This is a genomic window from Paenibacillus sp. JT31N11 (genome assembly GCF_056269285.1).
Genome location: NZ_JBWDNQ010000014.1, coordinates 1 through 26,649, shown reverse-complemented (window position 1 = coordinate 26,649; position 26,649 = coordinate 1). Strand labels below are relative to the sequence as shown.

General features: G+C 47.0%; 16 protein-coding genes and 1 pseudogene. 15 read left to right on the top strand and 2 right to left on the bottom strand.

Translation table 11 applies throughout. The annotated features are described in order from the left end of the window. Positions 1-116 precede the first annotated feature (116 nt). The 3 genes from AC0YNV_RS31750 to AC0YNV_RS31740 all read left to right on the top strand — a co-directional run bounded on the left by AC0YNV_RS31750 (position 117) and on the right by AC0YNV_RS31740 (position 7,767). On the top strand, positions 117-2,861 hold the full coding sequence (locus AC0YNV_RS31750) for a glycoside hydrolase family 2 protein (RefSeq protein ID WP_475771606.1): 2,745 nt from the start codon (positions 117-119) through the stop codon (positions 2,859-2,861). 22 nt (positions 2,862-2,883) lie between these two features. Next, positions 2,884-4,893 (top strand): glutaminase family protein, encoded by a 2,010-nt coding sequence (locus AC0YNV_RS31745; protein WP_475771605.1) that lies wholly within the window; start codon positions 2,884-2,886, stop codon positions 4,891-4,893. A 333-nt stretch (positions 4,894-5,226) separates the two neighbouring features. Then, entirely contained in the window at positions 5,227-7,767 is a 2,541-nt protein-coding gene (locus AC0YNV_RS31740) for a carbohydrate-binding protein (RefSeq protein WP_475771604.1), read from the top strand. A 645-nt stretch (positions 7,768-8,412) separates the two neighbouring features. On the opposite strand, the gene AC0YNV_RS31735 is transcribed toward AC0YNV_RS31740, so the two are convergent. Further along, on the bottom strand, positions 8,413-9,024 hold the full coding sequence (locus AC0YNV_RS31735) for a helix-turn-helix transcriptional regulator (protein WP_475771603.1): 612 nt from the start codon (positions 9,022-9,024) through the stop codon (positions 8,413-8,415). 199 nt (positions 9,025-9,223) lie between these two features. Between AC0YNV_RS31735 and AC0YNV_RS31730 the strand changes: the two genes are divergently transcribed. The 12 genes from AC0YNV_RS31730 to AC0YNV_RS31675 all read left to right on the top strand — a co-directional run bounded on the left by AC0YNV_RS31730 (position 9,224) and on the right by AC0YNV_RS31675 (position 25,967). After that, on the top strand, positions 9,224-9,385 hold the full coding sequence (locus tag AC0YNV_RS31730; RefSeq protein ID WP_475771602.1) for an aldo/keto reductase: 162 nt from the start codon (positions 9,224-9,226) through the stop codon (positions 9,383-9,385). 725 nt (positions 9,386-10,110) lie between these two features. Continuing rightward, a complete protein-coding gene (locus AC0YNV_RS31725) occupies positions 10,111-12,288 on the top strand; it encodes a helix-turn-helix domain-containing protein (RefSeq protein WP_475771601.1) in 2,178 nt (725 codons plus the stop codon). Between the two features lie 249 nt (positions 12,289-12,537). Beyond that, entirely contained in the window at positions 12,538-14,031 is a 1,494-nt protein-coding gene (locus AC0YNV_RS31720; protein ID WP_475771600.1) for an extracellular solute-binding protein, read from the top strand. A gap of 36 nt (positions 14,032-14,067) precedes the next feature. Then, entirely contained in the window at positions 14,068-15,477 is a 1,410-nt protein-coding gene (locus AC0YNV_RS31715) for a family 4 glycosyl hydrolase (protein WP_475771599.1), read from the top strand. A gap of 31 nt (positions 15,478-15,508) precedes the next feature. Continuing rightward, positions 15,509-16,510, top strand: a complete 1,002-nt coding sequence (gene yiaK / locus AC0YNV_RS31710) for a 3-dehydro-L-gulonate 2-dehydrogenase (protein WP_475771598.1) — start codon at positions 15,509-15,511, stop codon at positions 16,508-16,510. 86 nt (positions 16,511-16,596) lie between these two features. Beyond that, positions 16,597-17,508 carry an ABC transporter permease gene (locus tag AC0YNV_RS31705; RefSeq protein ID WP_475771597.1) on the top strand — a complete coding sequence of 304 codons (912 nt, stop codon included), beginning with the start codon at positions 16,597-16,599 and terminating at the stop codon, positions 17,506-17,508. A 27-nt stretch (positions 17,509-17,535) separates the two neighbouring features. After that, a complete protein-coding gene (locus AC0YNV_RS31700) occupies positions 17,536-18,408 on the top strand; it encodes a carbohydrate ABC transporter permease (protein ID WP_475771596.1) in 873 nt (290 codons plus the stop codon). Positions 18,409-18,796: 388 nt separating this feature from the next. Next, positions 18,797-21,016, top strand: a complete 2,220-nt coding sequence (locus AC0YNV_RS31695) for a helix-turn-helix transcriptional regulator (RefSeq protein ID WP_475771595.1) — start codon at positions 18,797-18,799, stop codon at positions 21,014-21,016. A 167-nt stretch (positions 21,017-21,183) separates the two neighbouring features. Further along, positions 21,184-22,101: an ABC transporter permease gene (locus AC0YNV_RS31690; protein WP_475771594.1), complete on the top strand. Its 918-nt coding sequence runs from the start codon at positions 21,184-21,186 to the stop codon at positions 22,099-22,101. Positions 22,102-22,115: 14 nt separating this feature from the next. Beyond that, the gene (locus tag AC0YNV_RS31685) at positions 22,116-22,997 is read left to right on the top strand and encodes a carbohydrate ABC transporter permease (protein ID WP_475771593.1); all 882 of its coding nucleotides are present in this window, start codon (positions 22,116-22,118) and stop codon (positions 22,995-22,997) included. Positions 22,998-23,035: 38 nt separating this feature from the next. Next, positions 23,036-24,178 (top strand): enolase C-terminal domain-like protein, encoded by a 1,143-nt coding sequence (locus AC0YNV_RS31680; protein ID WP_475771592.1) that lies wholly within the window; start codon positions 23,036-23,038, stop codon positions 24,176-24,178. A gap of 241 nt (positions 24,179-24,419) precedes the next feature. After that, a complete protein-coding gene (locus AC0YNV_RS31675) occupies positions 24,420-25,967 on the top strand; it encodes an extracellular solute-binding protein (protein WP_475771591.1) in 1,548 nt (515 codons plus the stop codon). 495 nt (positions 25,968-26,462) lie between these two features. On the opposite strand, the pseudogene AC0YNV_RS31670 reads toward AC0YNV_RS31675, so the two are convergent. Next, positions 26,463-26,649: pseudogene (locus AC0YNV_RS31670) on the bottom strand (carbohydrate ABC transporter permease); the annotation flags it as partial.

Below are 26,649 nucleotides of genomic sequence, written 5' to 3'. Positions count from 1 at the left end.
TCACATTTCTAATATTTAGCGGAGCTATTATTTTACAAGGGAATATTTGAGACTGTCTCTTAATTGAACGCAGGGCTGTTGAATAAGTAAGATAATGAAAGAGAGGTTATGTTGGAATGGAACAAACACTGCAAAAAGCAAATGCAGAAAATACGATCCCGAGGCCAGAATATCCAAGGCCTGATTGGCAAAGGCAAGAATGGCTGAATTTAAATGGAACGTGGGAATTTAGCTTTGATCCCGAAGATATAGGAAACGTTGATAAATGGTATTTGGCTGGGATAACGCCATATACTGAACAAATTACCGTGCCATTCTCCTGGGTAAGCCCGCTATCCGGCATAGGGAAGGATAACAAAGGGATCGCGTGGTACAGCCGCACCATTCGTTGGAAGCCGGAGCAATCAGACAGCAGAGTCTTTCTCCGCTTCGGAGCGGTGGATTACCTATGTGATGTATGGGTGAATGAGGTTTTGGTTGGTTCACATACCGGAGGATACAGCGCTTTCGAGTTTGATGTGACCGATGTTTGGAGCGCCCACGGTGAAAATCGCATTTCGGTACGAGTGCAGGATGAAGATAAGGCTTACCAAACGCGCGGTAAACAAGGGTACGGCGAAATTCGGGGTATATGGCAGACCGTCTGGCTGGAAGCGCGTCCGCAAAATTATTTGGATTCCGTCCGCTTTTCTTCCCGCATCGATGGAACCGTAGCTATATCGGGCACCATTCGGGCGTATAAACCCGGAAAATCCATGATCCGTTTCTCATTCGATGACGGCACGATTAAACATGACCTGCAGTTGATGCTGGAGGAAGGCGATCACCGGTTCGATACTTCAATTCAAGTTGTGAACCCGCGGCTTTGGAGCCCGGAGTCTCCTTATCTGTACGAAGGTACTGTCAGCCTGGAAATCGACTCCGAGTGTCACAGAGGCGATATCGTGTCCACCTATTTTGGCATCCGGGAGATCGGCACCGCAAAGGTTGAAGCGCGCGATTACAGATGGATTATGTTAAACGGAAAACCCGTATTCCTGAACGGCACACTTGACCAATCTTTTATCCCGGACAGTTATTTTACGTTCCCGAACGAGGACTACATCCGTGATGAAATATGGCGCCTCAAGCGACTGGGACTGAATTTTGTGCGAATTCACATTAAACCGGAGGAGCCGCTTAAGCTATATTGGGCCGACAAGCTTGGCATTCTCGTAATGGAGGATATGCCTTGCTTCTGGGGCGAGCCGGACGAGCAAGCGCGCACCGCTTATGAAAGTGAAGCGAATGAAATCATCGCACGTGATTTCAACCATCCGTCGATCTTTTCCTGGGTCGTGTTCAATGAAACCTGGGGGTTGTTCACAAGGACAGCGGAAGAAAAGCGGGAGTACCTTCCGGAAACGCAAGAATGGGTGCGCTCGGTTTATAAATGGATAAAGCAGGAGGATCCGACGCGGCTGGTGGAGGACAATTCCCCCTGTAAATACGACCATGTCGAAAGCGATCTGAACACCTGGCATTTCTATCTCAATGGTTACGAGAACGTTCGCGATCATATCCAGGAAGCCGTCGATAAGACGTATCCGGGATCGAGTTGGAATTACATTGGCGGCAACGTTCAGAGCGAAGCCCCGCTGATGAACAGTGAATGCGGCGCGGTCTGGGGAATTGACGGTAGCGCAGGTGATAGCGATCTTGCATGGCATTACCGCTACATGATCAATGAATTCCGCCGCCATGATAAAATGTGTGGGTTTATTTTTACGGAATTTCATGATGTCATCAACGAATTTAACGGGTATTACCGGATGGATAGACAGGAGAAGGATTTTGGCTACGGATCATTTGTTCCGGGGATGAGCCTACGCGATTTGCATACGGCGGATTTCATCGTTATCGATGCACCGCCTTGCCGTACTGTTCGTCCTAGAGATTCCGTCGAGGTGCACCTGCTGGCATCGAGTTATTCTGACCGTTATCACGGGCAGTCGCTGTCACTGAATTGGACTTTATGGTACGACAGTCTGAGCGGGAAAATGACTGCTGGATCGGGAACGCTACCGGTGCGCTGGGAGGGGTATGGCGTACGTGCTATAGACACGCTGCAGGTGTCTATGCCCCATTACGACGCTGTGGCCGTACTTGCTATTACGCTGGAGACGGCGGACGGGGCAATTGTTACACGTAATTTTATAACTTTTGATGTGCAAAGTGGTGATTCAAAAGGCGTTTACGAACTGGAAGGAGAATGGACCAGCATCAAGCCAGCTGATTTTACTTCTGTGCACTGGGACAATTCTTGGAACGCGCTGGACGATCATAAGGTTAACGGTGGACCATCCGGCTTTGTGGAGTATCATGTCGAGCTTCCGGAGCAAGCCCCCGATAGTTCGATCGGTTGTCTCGAAGTGATTTTTGAAGCCGGCGCCAAGGTTGTACTCGGTAAAGATAAGGAATTGGCGACGGTCAAAGCGCACGATATTTCCTATATGCATGGCGCTAAGTTGGATCCGGGTATGAACATCAATTCCTACTTCATGACAGATGAAGAGCGCACCCCGTCCAGAGTCGATGTTACAGTGGACGGGGAATCTCTCGGCGAGCTGTATCTTCCTGACGATCCCGCAGACAGCCGCGGTGTATTGTCCTGGCATTATCAATCTAATGAACGCAAATTGGTAGAAGCCGGTTCGTATGGTTACCTGCAGCGGGTACAAATTTCGAGCCGTCTGTTGGCTCGCTTTATCGACAAGGGCGGATTCACACTCCGTTTGGCCGCTGCAGAAGGCGGACTTGCCATCTATGGCCGCAATGCCGGCCGTTATCCAATCGATATCGTTGTTCACTGGCAATCATAAGATATGAAAGGGGAATAAAAAAATGGCACAACATTTCAGGCCTCCTGCAGTCCCACTGGTAACGGTCGATCCGTATTTCAGTGTATGGTCAGCCGCAGACCGACTAACCGATACACATACTACTCATTGGACCAATCAACGCAACAGTATGACCGGCATGATTAGAATCGACGGCCAGCCTCGGCGGTTTATGGGAAAGACCGAGTTTGGTGAAGGAAGTGACTTCCAGGAACCGGATGCCTTGAAGCAAACGAACCTGGAAGTAACCGCGACGTCCAGTAAATACCGGTTTGAAGGGGATGGCGTTCGACTGGAGGTCGATTTCACCACGCCGTTGCTACTTGACGACCTCGATCTATTATCACGGCCAGCTTCTTACGTTACGTTTCGCGTTCAATCCGCCGACGGCAGACCTCACGATGTAAAAATTTATTTGGATATTACCGGTGAATGGTGCGTCAACACGCCGGATCAGAAAATCGTGTGGTCTCGCAAAACTATCGGCAGCGGGATAGAAGCGCTGTGCATGGGAAGCGAACAACAACCTGTGCTGCAGCGTGCCGGCGACAATGTGCGGATTGACTGGGGATATGTTTACCTGGCCGCTACCAAATCCGAAACAACCAGTATGATGATCCAATCTTACCAGATGCGCAAGCAATTTATTGAATCGATAGATGTAAGCCAGCCGGATGATGAGCGCAAGCCGCGTGCAGTGGAAGACGATATGCCGGTGATGGCCGTAATACTCGATTTTGGTGCTGTTCATGACACAGTTCTTTCGCAATATGTGGTGTTGGCTTACGACGACATACAGTCCATCGAATATTTCAACCGGCCGCTAAACGCGTATTGGCGGAGGAACGGCATGTCATTCGAGAATATGCTTGACACCGTTTTTAGGCAGTACGATCAAGTCATCGGTAAATGCGAAGCTTTTGATAGGGGATTACAGCAGGAGAGCATGGATGCGGGCGGATCGCAATATGCGGATTTACTGTCACTCGCATATAGGCAGGCGATCTCGGCGCACAAACTGGTCGTCGATGAGAATGCCGATGTTCTATTTTTGTCCAAGGAATGCTTTAGCAACGGATGTATCGGCACGGTGGACGTTAGTTATCCGTCGATTCCGCTGTTTTTGCGATATAATCCCGAGCTTGTCAAAGGTATGATGCGGCCAATTTTCCGGTATGCGTCCAGCGAACATTGGCCGTATGATTTTGCCCCACACGATGTGGGGCGTTATCCAGTAGCAAACGGGCAAGTATACAGAGACAATAAGCTAGAATACCAAATGCCGATCGAGGAATGCGGCAATATGATAATTATGGCGGCGGCCGTTTCTCTGTGCGAAAACAACGTTGATTTTGCGGAAAAGCATTGGGGACTATTGACGAAATGGGCAAATTATTTGAAAGAAAACGGTCTCGATCCGAACAACCAGTTGTGTACAGACGATTTTGCCGGACATCTTGCTCATAATGCCAACCTTTCGATTAAAGCGATTATCGGCATTGGAGCATATGCCATTTTGTGCAGCATGTTGGGGGAAATGGAAGACAAGGCGTGTTATTCCGATATAGCCAAAGAAATGGCAGCCCAATGGACGGCGATGGGTGTAGCGGGAGACCATTACAAATTGACATTTGACAGTACGGAAGATACATGGAGTTTAAAATATAATCTCGTATGGGATCGTCTTTTTGGACTTGACCTTTTCCCGAGTGACATACTGTCGAAAGAAATCCCTTATTATTTTACCAAACAAAACCAGTATGGTACGCCGCTGGACAACAGGAATACCTACACCAAGTCGGACTGGCTCGTATGGTGTGCTTCGATGACAAAATCGAAGGAAGACTTTGCGAAAATGATCGAGCCACTTTGGAATTCGCTGCATGAATCGCCCAGCCGTGTTCCTCTTACCGACTGGTACGATACGGTCACGGGCAAGCAAGTAGGCTTTCAGAACCGGACAGTTGTCGGCGGGTTTTATATGCAGCTGTTACATCCGTTTAACCGGAGGTAAGGGAGATAAGTGTTGCAGTTTTCGGGCACTGGCTTGTTATCATCGACCCCAGAGTCGGGCAATAGCAATTTGGTTTAGTTCTATTGAATTTCAATACAACCGATTCACGTTTGCAAATTTGGGGGTGTTTTATTCATCATCCTAATAGAGCAACGGTCTGCTTATTTGTGACCGTAAACTGAAATGCTGCTTGAGTCGATCAAACTGGTGAATGAGGGGGAGATGCCGGAACTGAAATGGCATTGATTAACCGTCCACCGTTCCATTGTTCTTATACGTTATGGAATGGTGGATCTTTTATCTTCAAATGCAAGAAATAGGAGATATAACAAGTTGCATCAGATCCGGGTTGAGAAAGAGGATTCCAATTATCGCATTTATGTTGATGATATGCTGAAACAGACTCGCGCGATTGGTAAACTCGCTGGCGGCAAGGTCGGATATACAACCTCCGACACGCATGCGGAGTTCGGTTATGTCGCTTTCAGCAACACGGTGGGCGGCAGCAGCGCCAATTCTTCTTATAAGCCTATACCGGGAGAGATTCAGGCTATTCATTTCAGTCGCGAAGGAAAACATGACCATGACGATGATATGGGAATGACCGTTAATCCGGAGGGTGGCTATCATGTTGCGTCATTCAAATCGGGCGACTCTCTGCTTTATAACGTGAATGTCGCTGAGGCTGGGATTTATGACATGGTTGTAAGATATGCAGCTAAGGACAATGCCCGATTGAAGATCGAGTTCAGCGGTTCGGATAAAGTGAAAAAAAATGTGCTAGTCAAGTCAACCGGTGGGGCTTCCAAGTGGGATAATCTGCTCATTAAAGGGGTCGAACTGACCCCGGGAGAACAAAAACTCAAGTTGATGGCTGCCGGCGGGAAGTTCGATATCTCAGTCTTCAAATTTAAGCGATCCGCTGCAACGATACCGGTATCGCAAAATTTCAATGATGGCACCGATACCGATTGGACGAAGTTTGATCAGAATTGGCAGATAGATACGGGCGAGTTAACCGCATTTGATAATCTCAAGCCGATTCCTGGTATTATTGAAGCACCTTTTTATAATACCGGCGGTCAAAATGTCGCTTATTACGATACGACGCCTGAAAATATTGGCGGTGTATATCGGGGTGATGCAGTCGATATTCGTACCAATACCTTCAATGGGTTGAACGTCGGATGGAATCAGACCGGGGAATGGCTCAAGTACAATGTGGACATTAAGAAGGCCGGCATGTACAATTTCGAGTTAACGGCGGCTACAACATTTAATGGAGCTCAAACCCGGCTATGGTTGGGAGACGAGACGGATTTGACGGGTATCCTAAACATCCCAAATACAGGGGATTGGGACAAATGGCAAACAGTATCCGCTCAGGGTTTCTACTTGCCAGAAGGAAAACATACGCTCAAGCTTGAAACCGTCAAAGGTGAGTTTGACTTCGCAAGGTTAAAGTTCACTTCATTCGATATGCATAAAACACTTCCAGGTATAATTGAAGCCGTTCACTACAATACAGGCGGTGAAGGTGCCGGGTTCCATGACAATACTTCCGAGAACATCGGCGGCCAGTACCGGAATGATGCTGTTGACATCCGCATCAATCCAGAAGGCGGTTGGAACGTAGGATGGAACCAGACGGGGGAGTGGTTGAAATATAATGTCGATTTCACCGAGGAAGGTACGTATGACGTCAATGTTCGGATTGCTAAAGCCGTGGACGGTGGTAAGATCCGATTATGGTTGGACGAAACGACCGATTTGACAGGTGCAGTTGAGATCCCCAAGACTGGCGATGGCGATGCGTGGCGCAATGTCAAGCTCGGCGACATCTCTCTGCCGAAAGGTGAGCATACAATAAAGGTTGAAATCGTCGAAGGTGAATACGATCTCGACAGCCTTTCGTTCTTTACATTCAATGAATATAAGCCTCTTCCAGGAACTGTACTTGCTGTGGATTACAATTTGGGAGGGGAAGGTGTCGCGTACCATGACAATACAGACGAGAATATCGGCCGTCAATATCGAAAAGATGCTGTCGACATCCGTAATCACCCTCAAGGATACACAACGGGATGGAATCAGACCGGCGAATGGCTAAAATATAATGTGAATGTCTTCGAAGCCGGTACGTATAATCTTGACTTGAGGGTCGCGACTGCCATGGAGAGCAGTCAGGTGAGACTGTGGCTTGATGATGAGACTGACCTTACGGGAGTAATCGATGTCCCGAATACCGGTGGATTTGACGTATGGTCGACATTGACCAGAGAAGGCTTCACCCTTCCTGCTGGTCAACATACGATCAAAGTTGAAATTGTCACCGGCGAGTTTGATTTCTACAGCTTCCGTTTCCACAACGACCCTGCCATACCGATACAAGGCATGTATAAGGCTGAGGCAGGAGGCTATGCGAAATCAGTTTTCGGTGACAGTAACTGGTCGGATTATACTTTGGAGACGGATATCAAGCTTTCTCGAGAGACCGCGAACCCCTCCAATGCCGGCATACTGATGCGAGTAAACAATCCTGCCAGCGGAAACGACTGGGGACAAAATAATGCCGACTTCATGCAAGGTTATGCGGCATATCTGACAGAGGATGGTGTACACTTGGCTAAGTTCAATTATAATTTTGAATATTTAACCGCTGCTCCGCTCAGCGGCATCACTGATTCCTGGCATCATATGAAAGCAGTGGTGAAAGGAGCCAATATCAAAATCTATGTAGGTAACATGGATAGGCCTCTGATCAATTATACAGATCGGAGCAGCACAGCATTCACGCATGGTAAAGTGGGGGTAAGAAGCTATTTCAGTGAAACACTGATCGATAACTTCACAGTGACTCCGAACGTGGACTAACCGAGAGGCCGCTCTCAACAAGGAAGACTGCTGGAGAATGAAGGTATGTTTACCTCTTCTATAACGCCAAAAATAAAGAAGACGGCGGATGTTAGTGAATCGAGCCATTCGCGTATTTCTTTGGCTATGACGACAGGTATGTATATGAGGGCATCATCCTCTCGGATCACTTGACGTAACCGACCCTTGCATGCCGTTTCGACAATCGTGCCGCTTAAACAGATAAGACTACAATCAATGTAGACTATTCATTCAAGAGGACTGTGAAAACATTACTGCAAAACCAGTAAATAACATTTATTTACAGGAGTTTGCCCCTAGAATTAGCTTCGCTGGTACAAACCTGAGAAAACAATAGTCAGAATTTAAGCCTTTTATACGTAAAGAAAGAACAGGTTGAAAAATCGCCTGTTCTTTCTGATGTGGATGTGTTTAATAAATATCTTGGGTCGACTGCATAAATTCCTTATACTCTAAGAGTAAGAAAATCATTTTATTTTTTGCAACACAGTCCATATTACCGAATTAAAGTCCTGGTTAATAACCGCATTTAATGATAGCGAAGTATTGATTCTTTAACGGGTTCCTAGTACAGGGGAAACGCTAACCTGGAACTTTCCTAGTTAAGCCGAGTTTACCTTTCACCTAGCATCCTTTACGATAAGCGCTGGGGCTGCAGCCAACGGTTCGACGGAACAGCCGTGTAAAATAGTTGTAATCGGGGATTCCGATTTTCTCCGCGATCTTCTGCACCAGCAGGGTGGTGTCGGTTAACAGCCGTTTTGCCTGCATCATGCGGAAGTTGGTCAAGTAATCGGTGTAATTGATGCCGATTTCCTTTTTGAAAATCGAGCTGAAATAATTCGGAGTGACGTTCACCTGCTGGCAAATGTCGGTGATAGAGAAAGGAGTATGATAATGGGCGGTGATATACAGCAAAGCCTTCTCCACAACTTCACGGTAATGGACGTTAGGGTCGCTCGTATGTGGGAGGGGCAGTTCCTTTTGTCGCTTTCGGATGAGAAGTTGAAGGAAGGGTTCGATATCATAAAGCGGTTCTACTGTTTGCAGCTTGTTCACTATGCACTTATGCGCTGTTGGATCCAGTGGGAAGAAGTGGTCTGCCGTCTGTTCTAGCCAAGCCGTGACCTGTTCCGGGTGAAATCGCGCTTTTTCAAGTTTTTCTTTCTTCGGAAGGGACGCCTTTTTCGTTTGGTTATCACACCAGGGGCCAGGGATTTTGTCAGGTCCTATCATAAAGTGCTTCTCGTACTATTGCTCAATATCGGACTTCTTGCTATTGTTTGTTTATTGAATCAGGTAAACTAAATATAATACAAAAATTGGAGATGATGCGGATGGACTAGCGCACAATCGTAAGTACGGGCTCAATCGTAAACCAGAGCAAGGACGTTTAATCGAGCAAAAAATTTATACAGCCAGCTATGCGGATCAGATGAACTTTGAAGTGGCAGACCGTTTCAGCGCCTGTGCCAAAGAACAAGGGATTCATCTTACGACTTTCGCTGTTTCATGGGTTATGTCACACCTGGCGATTACGGCACCGATTATCGGGGCAAAAAACTTAGAACAGCTGGAATACTCTCTCAGCACTTGAAATTGACATGACTCTGGAGTGAAGAAAAGAAATATCGGCCATTTCCATCACTCATCCACCGGCAACCAATCGTTCGGAAGAAGACATGTAGTAATTGTTGTTCGTTCCAATGCGGACAGGACATCGGTGGAGCAGCATGCCTTGGCAGATGCTCTTTTTTTCTATTAAACAAAAGATAACTATCGGAGACCCGCAATAAGGGCTGTGTATTGGGACAAAGATGCTTGATACGTAGGTAGAATCTGTTTTTGCTCGTACAACCACGATCCACTAAATGCGAAACTCTGGAGGAAACTCATCATTTGCGCATTACAGCAGACCGTATTTCGTGACGAAGCTCTACAAGACCGACACCGTGTAGTCAACCGAACTAGGACAAGCTTGTCAAAAGTCTGTTACCCCATGAGGACATTGGGATAGCTATCCGCAAAGGATACCGGGAAGAACGACAGACATCTCCTTACATTCGGTACAATTAATAATCTATGTTCTATTAGATTCATTTTTTTTATTATGATTCTTGCCGAGCATTGAAAAATCTTCTTGGTTTGCTATACTGCTGCTGAAGGGAATTTTCACCAAGCTGCGTTGTGAAAGCGAGGACTCGCAAAGTGCCTAAATATTTATTTCGCCTGCTTAGCTTCGGCTTGATGATCGGGGCAATCCCAACTATATGTATTGGATTGATTTCTTATCTGATCGCGTCCGGAGACATCGGAGACAAGGTGAAGGAAGGCAACATGCAAATACTGCTACAAACCCAGCTCAGAATTGAGGAAGTGCTGAAAACGTTGGAATTATCGGCTATCCAGTATATTAATTTACCCATGGTTGTGCGAAGTCAAAACGAGCTGCTGACACCCGACAACTTTGTCCAAATAAACGACCTCACAACAGGGCTTTATAACTTGCAAACGTTTTCAGGCATCAGCGATATCTATTTGGTCAATTTGGACCATGACTGGATGATTGGCAACAAGGGCTTTCGGAAATTTAGCGACTTTATATATAAGGATGCATTTGCCTCCTTTGCGGCCTATCCAGAAAATCTATTTTTGGTCACAAGCGGTCCCCTAGCTAACGCTTCGCAGCCTGAGGAAACGTCCCTTCCCCCTCCTGTGATCCGGATGGTACTGAAAATTCCTTTTTTTTCGACTGTGATCCAACCTAAAGAGATGTTTGTAATCGATATTTTAAAAAGCGAAGTGGCCAGCCTACTGACCCAAAATGTAAAACTCGGGACGATTAATGTCCTGGACCCGAGCGGTCATCCGTTTTTGTCCGATATCGAAGATTCGGAGAAGGAGATCAATCAAACTGTTGTCAAACGGATTAGGGAAACGGAACAAGATCAGGGTTTTTTTAATGCCACGAGCGATCATCAGAAAGTTGGCGTCACATACCGCGTTTCGCCCAAGAATGGCTGGATTTACGTATCGATGGTCTCGATCGGAGATATTACCCAGCAATCAAAAAAAATCGCATTAGCGACGCTGCTGGTATGCGTGCTCACGATGGGCGTAGTAACACTAACAGCTTTTTACGGCAGTCGCCGTATGTATTCACCGATACGGCGGTTGTTCGAATTTATGAACGAGCCGCATACTGGGGATCATGAGAAGAAGAGGACGGACGAATTTGTTGTGATTGAGGAACGCTTCCGTACGCTATTCCACACCGGTGAGGAATTGGAGCAGCAGGTTCGTGGACATTTTACTTCATTGCGGGAATATTTTGTGCTCAAGTTGTTTACGGAACCGGTTTCGGAGGCAGATTTTAAATACAAATCGCGGCTATACGGGTTTTCCGGCGAATGGGAGAGGCTGGCTGTTCTTGCGGTCCAGATCGATACGCTGCAAGGTACCCGATATCGTATTCACGATAAAGAATTGCTTTTATTCTCTATTAATAATATAACTGGCGAGTTGATTGCCCAACAGGAGCGATTCAGCCCGATTTTACTTGAGCAGTCTCAGGTGACCTTGGTGATGAGCGATTTGGAAGACCCAGCCCTATTGAAAGATCATATCTATGGGATAGCGGAAAGAATTCAGTATCATGTCAAGAAATATTTGCAATTGTCGGTGAGCGTTGGAATTAGCAGACCTTTCGATACATGCACGGGAATAATGGAGGCCTACCGGGAAAGCCTGTCTGCTCTTAAATGCAGAATCAGTCTGGGCAATGAGATTATTGTTCATTATGAGGATATCGAAGCTGGCCGCGATATGGAGGTTGCCGTTTACGCCAGCTTCAGGCTATTGGAGGACCAATTGCTAATGGCGGTCAAAACAGGCGACTCGGATAAAATCGGTCGGATTCTACGCGACTATAATGCCACAGTGATCGAAAACGATATCGCTTTTAGTGAATTTCAGTTTCATTTGCTCCTTTTTGTGTCTAAAATCCTCCAATTTATTCGAGAACAAGGCATTTCTATCAATAAGATGATGGGTGAGCACGCTTCCATCGAAACCTTCATGAAGCTCAATACGCTGGATGAAATTACGGAGTGGTTTCATCACGATTTACTTAAGCCCGTCACCTGTTATATGAAACAGCAGGCGGAGTCGCAATACATTAACATTGCCAACGAGATGGTGAAAATCGTTCATGAGCGATTCGATCAGGATTTATCGCTTGAATCGTGCGGGACTATTTTGAATTTCCACCCGGTTTATTTAAGTCGGGTTTTCAAAAAAGAGCTTGGGGTGAACTTTAGCGATTATGTAGCCGATTACAGAATGAATATGGCAAAATCGTGGCTGGAACAGACGGGGATGAAAGTAGCGGAAATCGCCGAGAAATTAAACTACAGGAACACGACCGCATTTATCCGGACATTTCGTAAAAAAGTAGGCGTGACGCCAGGCCAGTATAAGGATCAACTTTTTAAACAATAATTGTGGCAAAGACAGCAAAAACCAAGCCCGGGCGAATCGGAAGCTTGGTTTTTTGCATACTCTGGTTTTCTGGCATCGATGCACCGTAGTAGAGAAAAGCTGATTGCTGGTTGCAAAAAGCTGATAGCTTCGAGATCAACGCAGACGCACCAAGTGTTTTCAAATAAGTTGAATGCAGTGCATGGTTTGTTTTCGTAAGCGGGACTATGATGATGACAGATTTAACATATGAAAGGAGGAGATCGAGAAATGGTTTTTAAACGCATTATCCTCATAGCGAGTACTGCGTTTCTGCTGGCTGGTATAGTCGCTGGATGCGGTAATGACGCGGGGGGGAAAGAAGCAGGTGATGCGGCGCCGTTCCCGATTACGATCGGACTGCAGCAGGTAAACGATATCCCAGCCAGAGGCAATGCCTTTGATCAGGCAGTCGAAGCTTACACGAATACGAAGCTTAGTATTCAATGGATTCCGCAGTCCGCTTTTGATGACAAGATCAATATTATGATTGCATCGGGGGATCTTCCCAAGGTGCTTAGAGTCAACTATGTGCCAACGATCGTAAGCGCCATACAATCCAATCAATTTTGGGAAATCGGACCTTATTTGAAGGATTATAAAAATTTGGCGGCCCAGGACCAGCAATTTTATGATAATGTCCTGGTCGATGGAAAACAGTACAGCCTTCCAGTATTTCGCAATATTGGCCGTTCAGTAGTCGTATACCGTAAGGATTTGTTTGACAAGCTGAACCTGCAGCCACCGAAGACATTTGATGAATGGTATAACGTCATTAAAGCGATTTCCCAAAGTGATTTGGACAAGACCGGCAGGCCCAACGTATATGGCGCTGTGCTCGATAAAACCAGAATGAATATTATATTGACGCTAATCGCTGTAAGTCAGGGCGCTCCCAATAAGTGGGCGGTGGATGCAAGCGGGAAATTCACCCCGGAATTTCTTACCAAGGAATACATGGACACATTGAAGCTTTTCAGACGATTGTTTGCGGAAAATCTGATTAATCAGGATTTCCCAGTTCTGGATGCGGCGGACGCGGACGCCATGGTGGATTCGGGCCGTCTCGGCATGCGGCTTCAGGTTGCCGCAACTAGCGCCATTAACCATCAGGACCGTCTGGTCAAAAATGTGCCGGACGGAAAAATGGAAATATTCAATTTTGAAGGTCCGCAAGGCATCCGCATTGCCGGAGAACCTGGGTATAATGGGATGCTGGTTATTCCGAAAGCTTTTGTCAAAACCGAAGCCGAGCTAAAGAAAATATTGGAGTTCCTTGACAAACTGATGGATGAACCAATGTCTCTTTTGCAGCGCATGGGCATCGAAGATGTGCATTATAAAAAACTACCTGACGGAAAAGTGGAATATACGGATTTGACAGCTTTTAACCGGGAAATCAAGCCTTACCGTGACAATTTACTGAATTTGGATGGTTATAATATCCCCGAGTTGAAGCAGGACCAGCTAGGGGAAAAAGGAGCCAAAATGGAAATCGAAAATTTGAAGTATGCGATCCATAATCCGGCTCTTACCTTGTCCTCCAAAACATTCAGCGAGCGAGGAAAAGAGCTGGAGCAGATGTTGACTGATGCCAAAACGATGTTTATTATGGGCAAAATCGAAGAGGCCGGCTGGGACGCCGAAGTCGAGAAATGGCGCAAGGCGGGAGGAGACCAGCTTATTAAGGAATATGAGGAATCCTACGCGAAGCTTGCTAAATAATAGATGACGAATACGACAGAGGAGAGGAACTCTACCATGACAATCCAATATTTATCTAACAAAGCATCCCAAGTGACGATCGCTTATATCGGTGGCGGCTCCCGTTATTGGGCATGGGGTTTGATGAGTGATCTAGCGGACGAAGCGAGTATGTCGGGTACAATGAGGTTGTATGATATCGATTTCGCTGCGGCTGAAAGCAATGCACGTATAGGCAATACGTTGCTGGAGCGCGACGAAGTTAAAGCGAAATGGAACTATGAAGCCGTGCGTACGATCGAAGAAGCGTTGACAGGTGCCGACTTTGTCATTATGTCCATCCTGCCGGGCACATTTGACGACATGGCATCGGATGTGCATACACCGGAGAAATACGGCATTTATCAGTCTGTGGCTGATACGGTAGGCCCAGGTGGGTTGATAAGGGCGCTTAGAACGATTCCAATCTACACCGATTACGCTATGAAAATCAAGCAGTACTGTCCGGAAGCATGGGTCATTAATTTCACAAACCCTATGACGCTTTGCACCCGTGTGCTTTACAAGGTCTTTCCTGGGATCAAGGCATTCGGCAACTGTCACGAAGTATTTAGCTCGCAGTTGCTGATGGCGGATATGCTGCGCGAATTAAGGGGGATCGAGAACGTACAGCGAGAAGATATCAAAGTAAATATACTGGGAGTCAACCATTTTACTTGGATTGACAGTGCAACCTATCAGGGAATCGATTTGTTCCCCGTATATAAAGAATTCGTGGATAAATATTATGAAACCGGCTATGAAACGAAAAAGGATAAAGAGAGAAGCGAGTTAGACAGACAAGCCTTCGGCTCCAAAAACAGAGTGAAATTCGATTTGTTCAGACGGTATGGAGTCATTGCTGCCGCGGGCGACCGGCATCTGGCCGAAGCGCTGCCGCCAGCCTGGTACCTGAAAGACTCTAAAACCGCGGAAAAATGGCAATTTGCCCTAACCTCCGTGCCGTGGCGCAAGAGACAGCTTGAGGCGAGACTGGAAACGAGACGGAAATTGGAGAGCGGAGAAGAGCGGATGTCCCTGGAAAAGTCAGGTGAAGAAGGCATGCGCCAAATTAAAGCTCTGCTCGGTCTGGAGGATTTAGTCAGCAATGTGAATTTGCCAAATAAAGGCCAATATGAGGGGATTCCCGCTGGCGCGGTGGTGGAGACGAACGCGCTGTTTCGAAAGCAGGGAGTAAGTCCAATCGTATCTGGAAAACTTCCAGAGGAGCTGCAGCATCTCGTTCTGGGACATGTGCTGAATCAAGAGACGATTCTAAAAGCGGCCCTAGCAAAAGACAAAGAGCTGGCTTTTAAAGCGTTCCTGAACGATCCTCTGGTTGTTCAAATCGGAGTGGACGATGCCAGAAGGATGTTTGACGAGATGCTACATAACACGAAGCATCTACTGCCTGGTTGGGACATTTAGTTTTCTACCAGATAAAGGAGCTGAATCTGCTATGGAGAGAGTGACGTATGACCGGCTGTATTCGGAGCTTTTCAGAGTGCTGCTTAGCATAGGATTTACGGCTGCCCGGGCGGATCTTTGCGCGACGCTGTTTGCAGAGGCGAGCAGAGACGGGGTGTATTCGCACGGGCTCAACAGATTCCCTCGGTTTATCCGCAACATTCTTGATAGTGACATTAATCCCCATGGACAACCGGTAAAGATAGGACAATACGGTGCTATGGAAAGATGGGACGGGAATAGCGGCCCAGGCAACCTGAATGCTCACTTCAGTATGAACCGTGCGGTTGAATTGTCCCGTACCAACGGAATCGGGTGTGTGGCGATTCGTAATACAAACCACTGGATGCGTGCGGGCACATACGGCTGGCAAGCCGCCGAGGCGGGATGCATCGGGATATGCTGGACGAATACGATACCGAATATGCCGCCGTGGGGGGCAGCCGAAAGTAAGCTGGGCAACAATCCCATTGTTTTGGCTGTACCTCGCCAGGAAGGACATGTCGTGCTGGACATGGCCATGTCGATGTTCTCCTATGGCAAGCTTGAATCCTATGCGCAAAAAGGTAGGCCGCTGAGTGTGGACGGCGGTTACGATGAGACGGGCAAATTGTCGAGAGACCCCGCAGCCATTATACGCTCCCAACGTCCATTGCCTATCGGATATTGGAAAGGTTCCGGGTTCTCGCTTGTGCTTGATTTGATCGTTTCGGTTTTATCCGGAGGCAACTCGTCCCTTGATATAGGGAAGCTGAATTGTGAAAAAAATGTGTCGCAAACATTTATTGCCTTCGATTTGTCGAAGTTTAAAGATAGTCAGGCGATCCCACAAGTTGTTAACGCGATAATTGACGATGTGATCGGGTCCGCGCCGATCAAGGAGAACGGCAACGTCTATTATCCGGGTCAGGGTGTACTTCAGACAAGAAAAGAAAACATGCGCAACGGTATACCAGTCGATCCCTCTTACTGGGCGCAGGTTTTGGCTATGTAGCTGTTCCCGGTTGCAAACTGGCACCGACTGGTAGTCAAGCTCAAGCGGTGCCATCTTTTTTCAACTAAAGGACAGGAGGAAAACATATGGGCAACCGTCCTCTGATGCGGGAGCTGATTCGGGATAAGTGGATGTATTTCATGATGATTCCAGGAATAGTATATTTTTTTATTTTTAAATATGTACCGATGTATGGACTGCTAATGGCTTTTCAGGATTACAAGCCGTTTTCCGGCATCTGGGGCAGCGACTGGGTAGGATTCAAGCATTTCGAGCGTTTATTCACAGAGCAGCAATTTTGGAATTTATTCCGCAATACAGCGCTGCTTGCCATGTACAATTTGGTCTTTTTTTTTCCAGTGCCGATTGTGCTGGCGTTAATGCTTAATGAAGTCAGAAGAGAGCGCTTCAAGCGTGTTGTTCAGACACTGGTTTATATTCCCCACTTTGTTTCGTGGGTCGTCGTTGTGGGTGTCTTTTATATTTTGTTTACGACCGAAGGCGGCGTTTTAAATGATCTGTTATTTATGTTGACCGGCCACAAAATCGCCTTCCTGCTGGAGCCGGAATGGTTTCGGACGATGATTGTCACCCAATCGATTTGGAAGGAGGCTGGTTGGGGAACGATCATTTTTCTGGCTGCGCTGTCGGGAGTCGATTTGCAATTGTATGAGGCCGCTAGGATGGACGGGGCGAACCGCTGGAGGCAGCTTTGGCATATTACACTGCCGGCGATCCGCGGCACGATTGTGATTTTACTGATTCTTCGTCTCGGTACGTTTCTGGATTCCGGTTTTGAACACATTTTTCTGATGCTGACGTCTACAAATCGGGAAGTGGGGGAAGTGTTCGACACCTACGTTTATGTAAAAGGCTTGACGGAAGCGCAATACGGCTATAGCGCCGCCGTGGGCTTGTTCAAATCGATTATCGGATTTGCGCTTGTCGTAGGAGCCAATTGGCTCGCCAGGAAATCCGGCGAGGAAGGAATTTATTAGGATGACGATGACAGGAGGGTGGAAGCGTTGAATCAGGATCGCACGATGGGTAATACCCTATTTGACAGTATCAACTACACGCTGCTTGCCCTGATCGGTTTTGTGGCAATTCTTCCTTTTATTTATATTGTAGCCGTTTCGTTCACAAGCCCACATGAGATGACCAAGGGTGGTTTCATCCTATTTCCAAAGGAATTTTCGTTATCCGCATATAAATATATATTTTCGACCTCTACCTTGCTTCGCAGCCTGCTCGTGTCCGTTTGCACAACAATCGTCGGCACATTCATTAACCTAATGCTTACTTCACTGATGGCCTATCCGCTGGCGCACAAAACCTTGCGTGGACGTCAAACGATCTTAATGGCCGTTTTGTTTACGATGCTGTTCAGCGGGGGGATGATTCCGACTTATTTTATTGTCAATGCAATGGGAATGACCAACTCGTATTGGGCGTTGATGATTCCTAGTGCCATCAGCGCGTTTAACCTGATCGTGCTGAAAAATTTCTTTCAGCAAATTCCTGACGGACTGGAGGATTCCGCCCGAATTGACGGTTGCAGCGATGTCGGCGTATTATTTCGAATCGTACTCCCGCTGTCGATGCCCGCCATGGCTACCTTTGGTATGTTTTATGCGGTTACGAACTGGAATCAATTTTTTAGCGCCATCATGTATATCAATGATAGCCATAAATGGCCGGTTCAGGTGCTGCTTCGCGAAATTGTGATTATGTCACAAAGCCGGATCGGAGACACCAGCTTCGATGAATCGGAAATACAACCGCTGACGATTAGGATGGCTGTCATCGTATTTGCGACACTTCCGATTCTGGTCATATATCCGTTTCTGCAGAAGCATTTTGCCAAAGGCGTGATGCTCGGATCAGTTAAGGGCTAGAACAACAGCCGCCGGGCCAACAAAAGTCCTTACTCCAGGTGTTTTCGTGTGTCAACGCGCCGGCTCACTGCCGATAAGACCCAATAAGCGATAAGAACACGGATTTATTCATGACGACATTGTTTGTCATCGATCCACGCTATCGGAGATCGTTAGCTCTATATTGATGAGAGCTGCCTTGTTGTTAAGGGTTGAAAGATAAGAAGGTGCACGACTTAGGCAACATGAAGGCATTAGAAATAGAGGTAGAGGCTATCTCCATGCCGCTCCTGGAGGTATACACTTCCATGTCTCAAAGGCATTATCCCCAGTCTTGATCAATAAAAAGAAAGTAAAAAAATTACGAATTTGTTTGCTGTATATGAAAGAGAGGGGGAGAAAATCTCGGATGACGACTTGGATCCTATGGGGAAGGGGAAGTATTTTTTGGAGAAATATGGGCATCACCTTGCTCATTACTTGCATCCCCACCGTTATTATCGGTGTCCTTATTTATTATGTGGGGACGCCGCGAATCGAAACGGAAATGACCAGGGCGCATCAAAATCAGCTCAACCTCTCGATTCAGCAATTGAATGATTATTTAACTAATTTGGAGCATTCTGTAGTAAGGCTTGCTTTCGACCACGATTACGACGAGTCATTGAACGAAATCGACTTTATCCAGGAGTTTGCGGGGACTAATGAACTGATGAAATCATTCTCATTGATTACGGAATCGAATTCGCTTATCGATAGTGTAATCTTATATTTGCGTGATGCGGATAAGCTTATTGGAGACAAGTACGGCTTCCGGTCGATCCAATCAGACGAATACCGTAAGAGGCTCCGCTCTTTGTTGGATCGAGAACAGACGATCTATTGGGACTATTCGCTACCGAGGTTTTCTGTACCGGAATCGGACAATAAAGCGATTATTCTTAAGCTTCCGGGAGGACAGATGTATGGATCCTTCGGCGCTTTCCTCATTTATTTGAATCAGGACAAATTGAATGCAATGGTGAAGAAACTCTCTTTCGGCCAGGGAACTGCATTTCTTTATAACGAGAATGACGTTAATTTAACGCCCCCCCAAGGTAATGCCATCGGACCTGATAAGGAGTCACTTGTGGGAGAATTAAAAGTCCAAATTAAGCAGAATAGATTCGAAAACAATAAATTCAAGCTGGATTGGCATAAACAGACGTATATCGTATCCTACGGGACTATTTCCAAGCTAGGCAGTAAGTGGACGATCGTCTCTGCAACCCCGCTGTCTCAAGTCACGGCCCCAGTAACCTCGTTGTCCCGACTTATTCTTTGGATCGGTTTATTGGGATTAACGATCGGATTGCTGTTGTCGTGGGTCGCCTCCAACAAAATATATGCTCCTATTCAGCGGCTCTCAACGCGACTTAAACAATCGATTCCAGCATTACGTGAGAGTTTTTTATTGCAATTGTTACAGGGGCATCTGTACACCCATACGGAGTCGGAGCTCATCGACAAAATGAAGCAGTTGGAATGGGATGTCGAGCATAAACGGTTTGGAATAATGGTTGCGCAGCTGCACGGCGTCTCAGAGTTGATCGGAAGATTCTCAGAGCGGGATGAACAGTTGATCACCTTCGCCGCTTCCAATATTGCGCTGGAGCTGTGTTCCGAGAAGTGGAGCGTGGTTCATGTCATCAACTTTCAAGATTTATCTGTGGGTGTATTGATAGTGTTGGACAATCACGATACGAATGAGGAGATGAAAGCTTCGCTTCATAAGCTAGCCCACGACTACATCGCAACAGTCAACAATGTATTGAGGCTGAGGGTCACAATCGTCACCAGTAAAATAACCGATTCTATCGTGGAGGTGCCTAAGGTGTTGGAGCAAACACGTAAGGCGCTGCGTTTTCGGAACTTGCATACTTCCAACCAGCTGTTGGATATGAACCAATTCATGATGGAGACGATCAGTCAGAAGCAGTTCCCTGCTGAGTTAGAGAGAGAAATTGTGCATACGGTCAGCATTGGGCTTGAGGATGAAGCCGTTCGTCTCATTAGACAGTTCATGGTGGAACTGCAGAATAACAACAGCACTGAAATCATGGTGCACCAGGGGATGATGAAGCTTCTTGGCGCACTCCATGACATGATCATCAAGCATAATGTCAACTTATGCGGCGTTTACGAAGGCGCTCATCTGTATGAGCAACTGATGCAGCTCACTGAGCCGGATCAGATTATAGATTGGTTTCAATACAAGCTAATTCGGCCATGTAACAAGTCATTATCAATCGCCTACGATAGTCAGCTGCGAGAGTTAATCGACAAGCTTCTTCTGCAGATTCGGGAAGATATTTTGAAGGACATATCACTTGAAGCGTATGCGGAGCAACTGCAGATGAGTTCCTCTAAGCTTAGCAAGGTGTTCCGGCAAATAAGCGGTACCAACTTTATTGATACGATTATTCGGCTTCGGATGGAGAAGTGCAAAGAGCTACTAGTTACGACCGACCTGAGAGTGAACGATATTGCCGAAATGCTGCATTATCAGCCATCCCACTTAATCCGACTGTTTAAGAAGACTGATGGGATCACCCCCCGGCAATATCGAGAAAAGCATGTACAGCAGTAGCACGATTAGAGCCCTTCCGAAGTATCGGAGGGCTCTTTGCGAGTGTGGGCAAAAAAAGACGATGACCGGAAATTTGGACCAGGAATCGCGAAAATTTATTGATATTGTACTATCAGTGAAGGTGATTTATATTGAGGGCAATTGAACTAGTGAGGGGGTGAAAGGAAATGAATCATCGATTAACTACGCTTTGGTCCGATCTAAGACGTGACAAATATTTGTATTTGTTAGTGCTACCGGGTATTCTTTACTTTCTGATTTTTAAGTATTACCCAATGTGGGGTATTGTCATCGCCTTTCAAGACTATTCGCCCTATATGGGCGTGCTGAAGAGTACCTGGGTTGGCTTCGAGCATTTTCATCGCTTTTTTACGAATCCGAGCTTCTACATGCTACTGCGTAACACAATGATGATTAGTTTACTCAGCTTGGTCTTCTTCTTTCCGCTGCCAATTGTGCTGTCCCTATGTATGAATGAAGTCGGAAACAAATATTTGAAACGTACGATACAATCTATCGTATACTTGCCACACTTTTTATCATGGGTCATCATCGCCGGCATTACCTTCCTGCTGCTGTCTCAATCGAATGGCATAATCAACCTATTGCTGGAATATACGGGCTTTTCGAAGGTGCCGTTCCTCACGAGCGAGACTTACTTCTGGGGGCTGCTTACCGGGCAAAATATATGGAAGGATACTGGCTGGGGTACGATTATTTTCCTCGCGGCAATGACGGGGATCGATTCACAACAGTATGAAGCGGCTAAGATCGACGGTGCGAGCCGATTGAGGCAAATGTGGCACATCACGCTGCCGGGTATCCGTAATGTCATTATTATTTTGCTCATATTACGATTGGGACACATTATGGATGTCGGCTTCGAGCAAGTGTTCTTAATGTCAAACGGCGCGGTGGCGAATGTAGCCGACGTGTTCGAAACGTATGTATATCGCAATGGTATTCAACAAGGTCAGTTCAGTTACACGACGGCCGTCGGCTTATTCAAATCGTTGATTGGGTTGACGCTTGTCATTGGAGCGAACTGGATAGCGAAGCGATTCGGCGAAGAGGGCGTTTATTAGGAGAGGATCAACCTATGAGAGAAAGTTTGGGAGACCGCATATTTCGTTCAGTAAACATCACGCTGTTGGTCGTGGTGGGCATCTTGACTTTGTTCCCTTTGTACTATGTGTTTATCGTTTCTTTCACCGATCCCGGCGAGTATATAGAGAAATATGGCTTCGTGCTGTTCCCAAGCAAGTGGAGCATAAGCGCGTACCAATACTTGCTGTCCACTCCGGCCTTTATAAAGGCTACTGGGGTCAGCGCATTTCTGGCATCCGTTGGAACCGTATCGAGTCTGATCGTGACATCCGCCTTCTCCTTCGGTTTGTCCAGGAAGCGGTTGCACGGAAGGAAGCTATTGTTATTCATGGTGATGTTCACAATCTTGTTTAGTCCGGGCATTATCCCTCTCTATTTATTAGTGCGTGACCTTGGTCTCATCAACAACGTCTGGTCGCTTATTATTCCGGTGCTGACTAGCGGTTGGTATGTGATTCTGATGAAGAGCTTTTTTGACAGCATTCCTGTTGAGCTTGAGGAGGCGGCAATGATCGATGGTTGCAACGATTTGAGTATTTTTTTTCGAATTATTATTCCACTTTCCACCGCATCGCTCGCTGCTTTCGGACTATTCTATGCCGTAGCTTACTGGAATACATTCTTCAGTGCCGTGCTTTATATTAACGATTTCACCAAAGTACCCTTGCAGATTGTCCTGCGCAACATGCTCGTCGATTCCGATACCGCGGTAGGTGGAGCGACTGCCATGGAGATGGCGTCCGATAAACAAATTCCAACGCAGACGATTAAAATGGCCGCAGTTGTCGTGTCGACGCTGCCGATCTTGTGCGTGTACCCGTTATTGCAAAAGCATTTTACCAAAGGTGTTATGTTAGGTTCAGTTAAAGGTTGAGCGAGCCGCACGCAACTATAGGGAGGAGTATATAAACAATGAAGCGATTTACAGATTTAGATTCCAGTTGGCGCATCCAGCGCATCGAGCAAGTACTGATGAAAGGGGAGCGCCGCCGACTTGCAGGCTGCAATGCACGCCTCGGAGTCCATGGCAAAGAGGTAAGCTTCCCTCTCGTTCGCATCATGATTGGTGGCAAATCTGGCTTCGGCTGGTCTAGGATTACTCGGGAAGAAGCGAACGCTCTGATCGGCGTCCCAGTTGGTGACATCTTCTCCGAGGAGCAGTGGATTCATGACCGATTTCAGAACTTGCAATTCCCACTATTCGACTGGCTCGGTAACATCAGAAATATGCCGGTCTATGAACTGCTGACAGGCATAAGGGGGGCTACCCCACTAGCAGTACCTTGCTACGATACGTCCTTGTACTTCGATGATCTCCATCTGAGCACGGAAGCGGATGCAGTTCGCTTGCTGCAGGAGGAGGCGATGCAGGGTTACAACGAGGGCTTCCGCGGTTTTAAAATCAAGGTTGGCCGCGGGGCAATGCATATGGATATGAAGGTAGGAACGAAGCGGGATATCGCCATCGTCAACGGCATTCGGGATGTAGTCGGGTCGGCCTGCAACATCTCGATTGACGCCAACAACGGCTATAACTTGAACTTGACCAAACATGTGCTGATGGAGACGGCGGAGTCTAACCTGCTGTGGGTGGAAGAGGCGTTCCACGAGGATAACTGCCTGTACCGCAATTTGAAGGAATGGTTGTCCGAGCAGAAGCTGGATGTTCTTATCGCTGACGGTGAAGGCTTGGCCGCAAAGCCAATTATTGAATGGGCCGAGCAGGGTTTAATCGATGCGATTCAATATGATTTGAAGGACTATGGTATTGTCAATTGGCTCAAGTTAGCCGAACGGCTTGCCAAAAGCGGGGTTCGAGCGGCACCTCACAATTATGGCGGCTTTTATGGCAATTTTGCTTCGGCTCAAGCGTATCCAGCGATTGATGGCTTTATGTTCGTAGAGTGGGACGAAGCACAAATTCCGGGCATCGATACGTCCGGCTATTCCATTCTGGATGGACTCGTAACCTTGCCTTCCGCGCCGGGGTTCGGCTTAAATCTAGACAGTGCCTACTATGAAAAGAAAGTTCGGGAGGCCGGCTGGGTGGTGTAACTGTTCGGAGAGTCCCATTGTCCGCATTAAATGCCAAGAAGCAGGCGGACTCGCCGCTGCCTGTTTATAGAGCCACGACTGGGAAGGAAAACGGATCGTGATCCGGTGTTGCTGCTGGCTTCTAGCGGACCGCTCCCCCATTGTTAGGCGGGGGACAATCAGAAAAAAGGGATTCTCAGACACCGACTTGCCAGCAATTTCTACAAATAGCAGTAAAACAATCATTAGGAGATGAGTTTGTATGAAAATCAGCAATAACCGTATCTGTCGCAAGTATGCGGTACTCTTCGCTTGTATGATCGTCGTATTAGCGACGGTTGCCACAGCATGTTCTTCTTCGTCGCCCACCACCACGGTAAATACAGCTTCAACAAATGATGAGGGGAAAACATCAAGCATGCCCACTGATATCAAAATTATGGTTGACTACACGATTGCGCAGCCCCCGTCGCCTGATAACCCGGTATTGAAGGAATTCGAGAAGAAGACAAACACGAAGTTGTCGGTTCAATGGATACCCGGTGGGGACTACGCAGACAGAGTTAATGTAGCCTTGGCCGCCGGCGATATTCCCGATCTTATCAAGATCCCAAGCGTCACAACATCTCTATTCCGCCAGATGGTGAAGCAAGGAGCGTTCTGGGATATCACCCCATATGTTAAAAACTTCCCGAACCTGATGGCCTTGGACGCGAAGGTATGGAACAATACGAAGATCGACGGCAAATTTTATGCCGTTCCGGCAGGGCGTCCCCTGGATGGCGGCGCGTTCGCTTCTATCCGCAAGGACTGGCTCGATAAGCTGGGATTGAAGATGCCGGAGAACTTGGATGAACTGTATACGGCCATGAAAGCTTTTAAGGATAATGCCCCGGACGGCAAGAAAGATACGACCGGATATACAACCCGCGGGCTCAGTTTCATTGAAGACGTTTTCACTGGTACAGTCGGCAAGTGGAAAGACAAGAACGGCAAACTCGTTGATATGACACTTGAGCCGGAAATGAGAGAAGCCTTAGCGTTCGAACTTAAATTGTACCAAGAGGGACTTATTCCGCAAGACTTCCCTGTACTTAAGGAAACACAATACTGGGAGCTCGCCACAAGCGGTAGATCCGGAGTTACCTTTGAAACGCCTGAAGCGTTATTTCGCTATACGATGGATCAATGGAAAAAAGATCCGAATGTGAATTGGACGCCGATCACATCGTTAAGTCCCCATGCTGGAGAAAAGACGATCGTTGAGCAAGGCTCTGGCATGAATGGGGTGCTCGCAATCCCGAAATCCGTATCGGAAGAAAAAATGAAGGCGATCTTGAAATTCATCGATTATGGCTCCGGCGGGGAGGGCTTGGATCTGACGCTGTATGGCATTAAGGATGTCCATTACAATGTTGTAGATGGTCTTAAGATTGCTACCGACAAGGCTGTGGCTGACAGCGTAGGAACCGGTTCTTGGGGCAAAATGTTCAGTACGCCAGTCGTCGATCTGTGGCAGTATGCCGCCGGTATGCCGAAAGAGATTTACGAACGGAATATGAAAATTGCTCAGGACCGTTCCAAGGTTTCGATCGGCGACCCGACGATTGGCCTGGTTTCCGAGACGGATCAGAAGATGGGCGCTGATTATACGAAGAAAATTGCCGATATGAAGACGCAAGTCATTATCGGTAAAATTACGCTCAATGACTGGGATAAGTATGTCGACCAACTCAAGCAGGACGGTACGTACCAACAGATTATCGCCGAGATGGATGCCGAGTATCAGAAACGTCTGGCACAGAAATAATTGCATATAGAATAACATCTGTCAATGCGATAAAGTGAAAAGAGGGCCGTTTGCGGTCCTCTTTTCACTTTTGCTCTCATAAACGGATAAAAGCAAGCTTACTTGAAATTACGAGTCTGATCGATGATTCTTCAGAAGGCGTACTAATTTTGCCCGATGCCTCCTTGTCGTAGTTGAGCCAACGGTTGTGGTGCAATAATCTCATCCTTTCCCCGCAGGATTTAATCGGGATGAATTGCGCCGAATATTAGTGCAGAACAGCCATTTGAGCAGTCGTCTCGTTGCTGCATTCGCCCGATTGCTCAGATAGATCTCCAGCCAAAAAGAAAAGGCTGCAGTCTTCCTTGGACAGAAAACGACGATTGTCGCTGACTTTCATCTTTATTTTCATGCAGCATGGTCTAATACCGCCTTTCGATCATGGGAGAGCGAATCAACCCTTCATATTGCCCAAACGAATGCGTTCGTTATCAAGGTTATTTAGTTATCGCTGCGCTACTCTTTTACGGCGCCCAGCAATATTCCCTTGACGAAAAACTTCTGAAGAAACGGATAGACAATCAGAATAGGTAGCATCGTGATGAAGATTTGCGCAGACTTGACACCGCGTTGGGAAAGGTTCTCCACATCGGATGGTGTCATCCCCAGCTTGTTAAAATCAATCGCTACCACAATGGTCTGC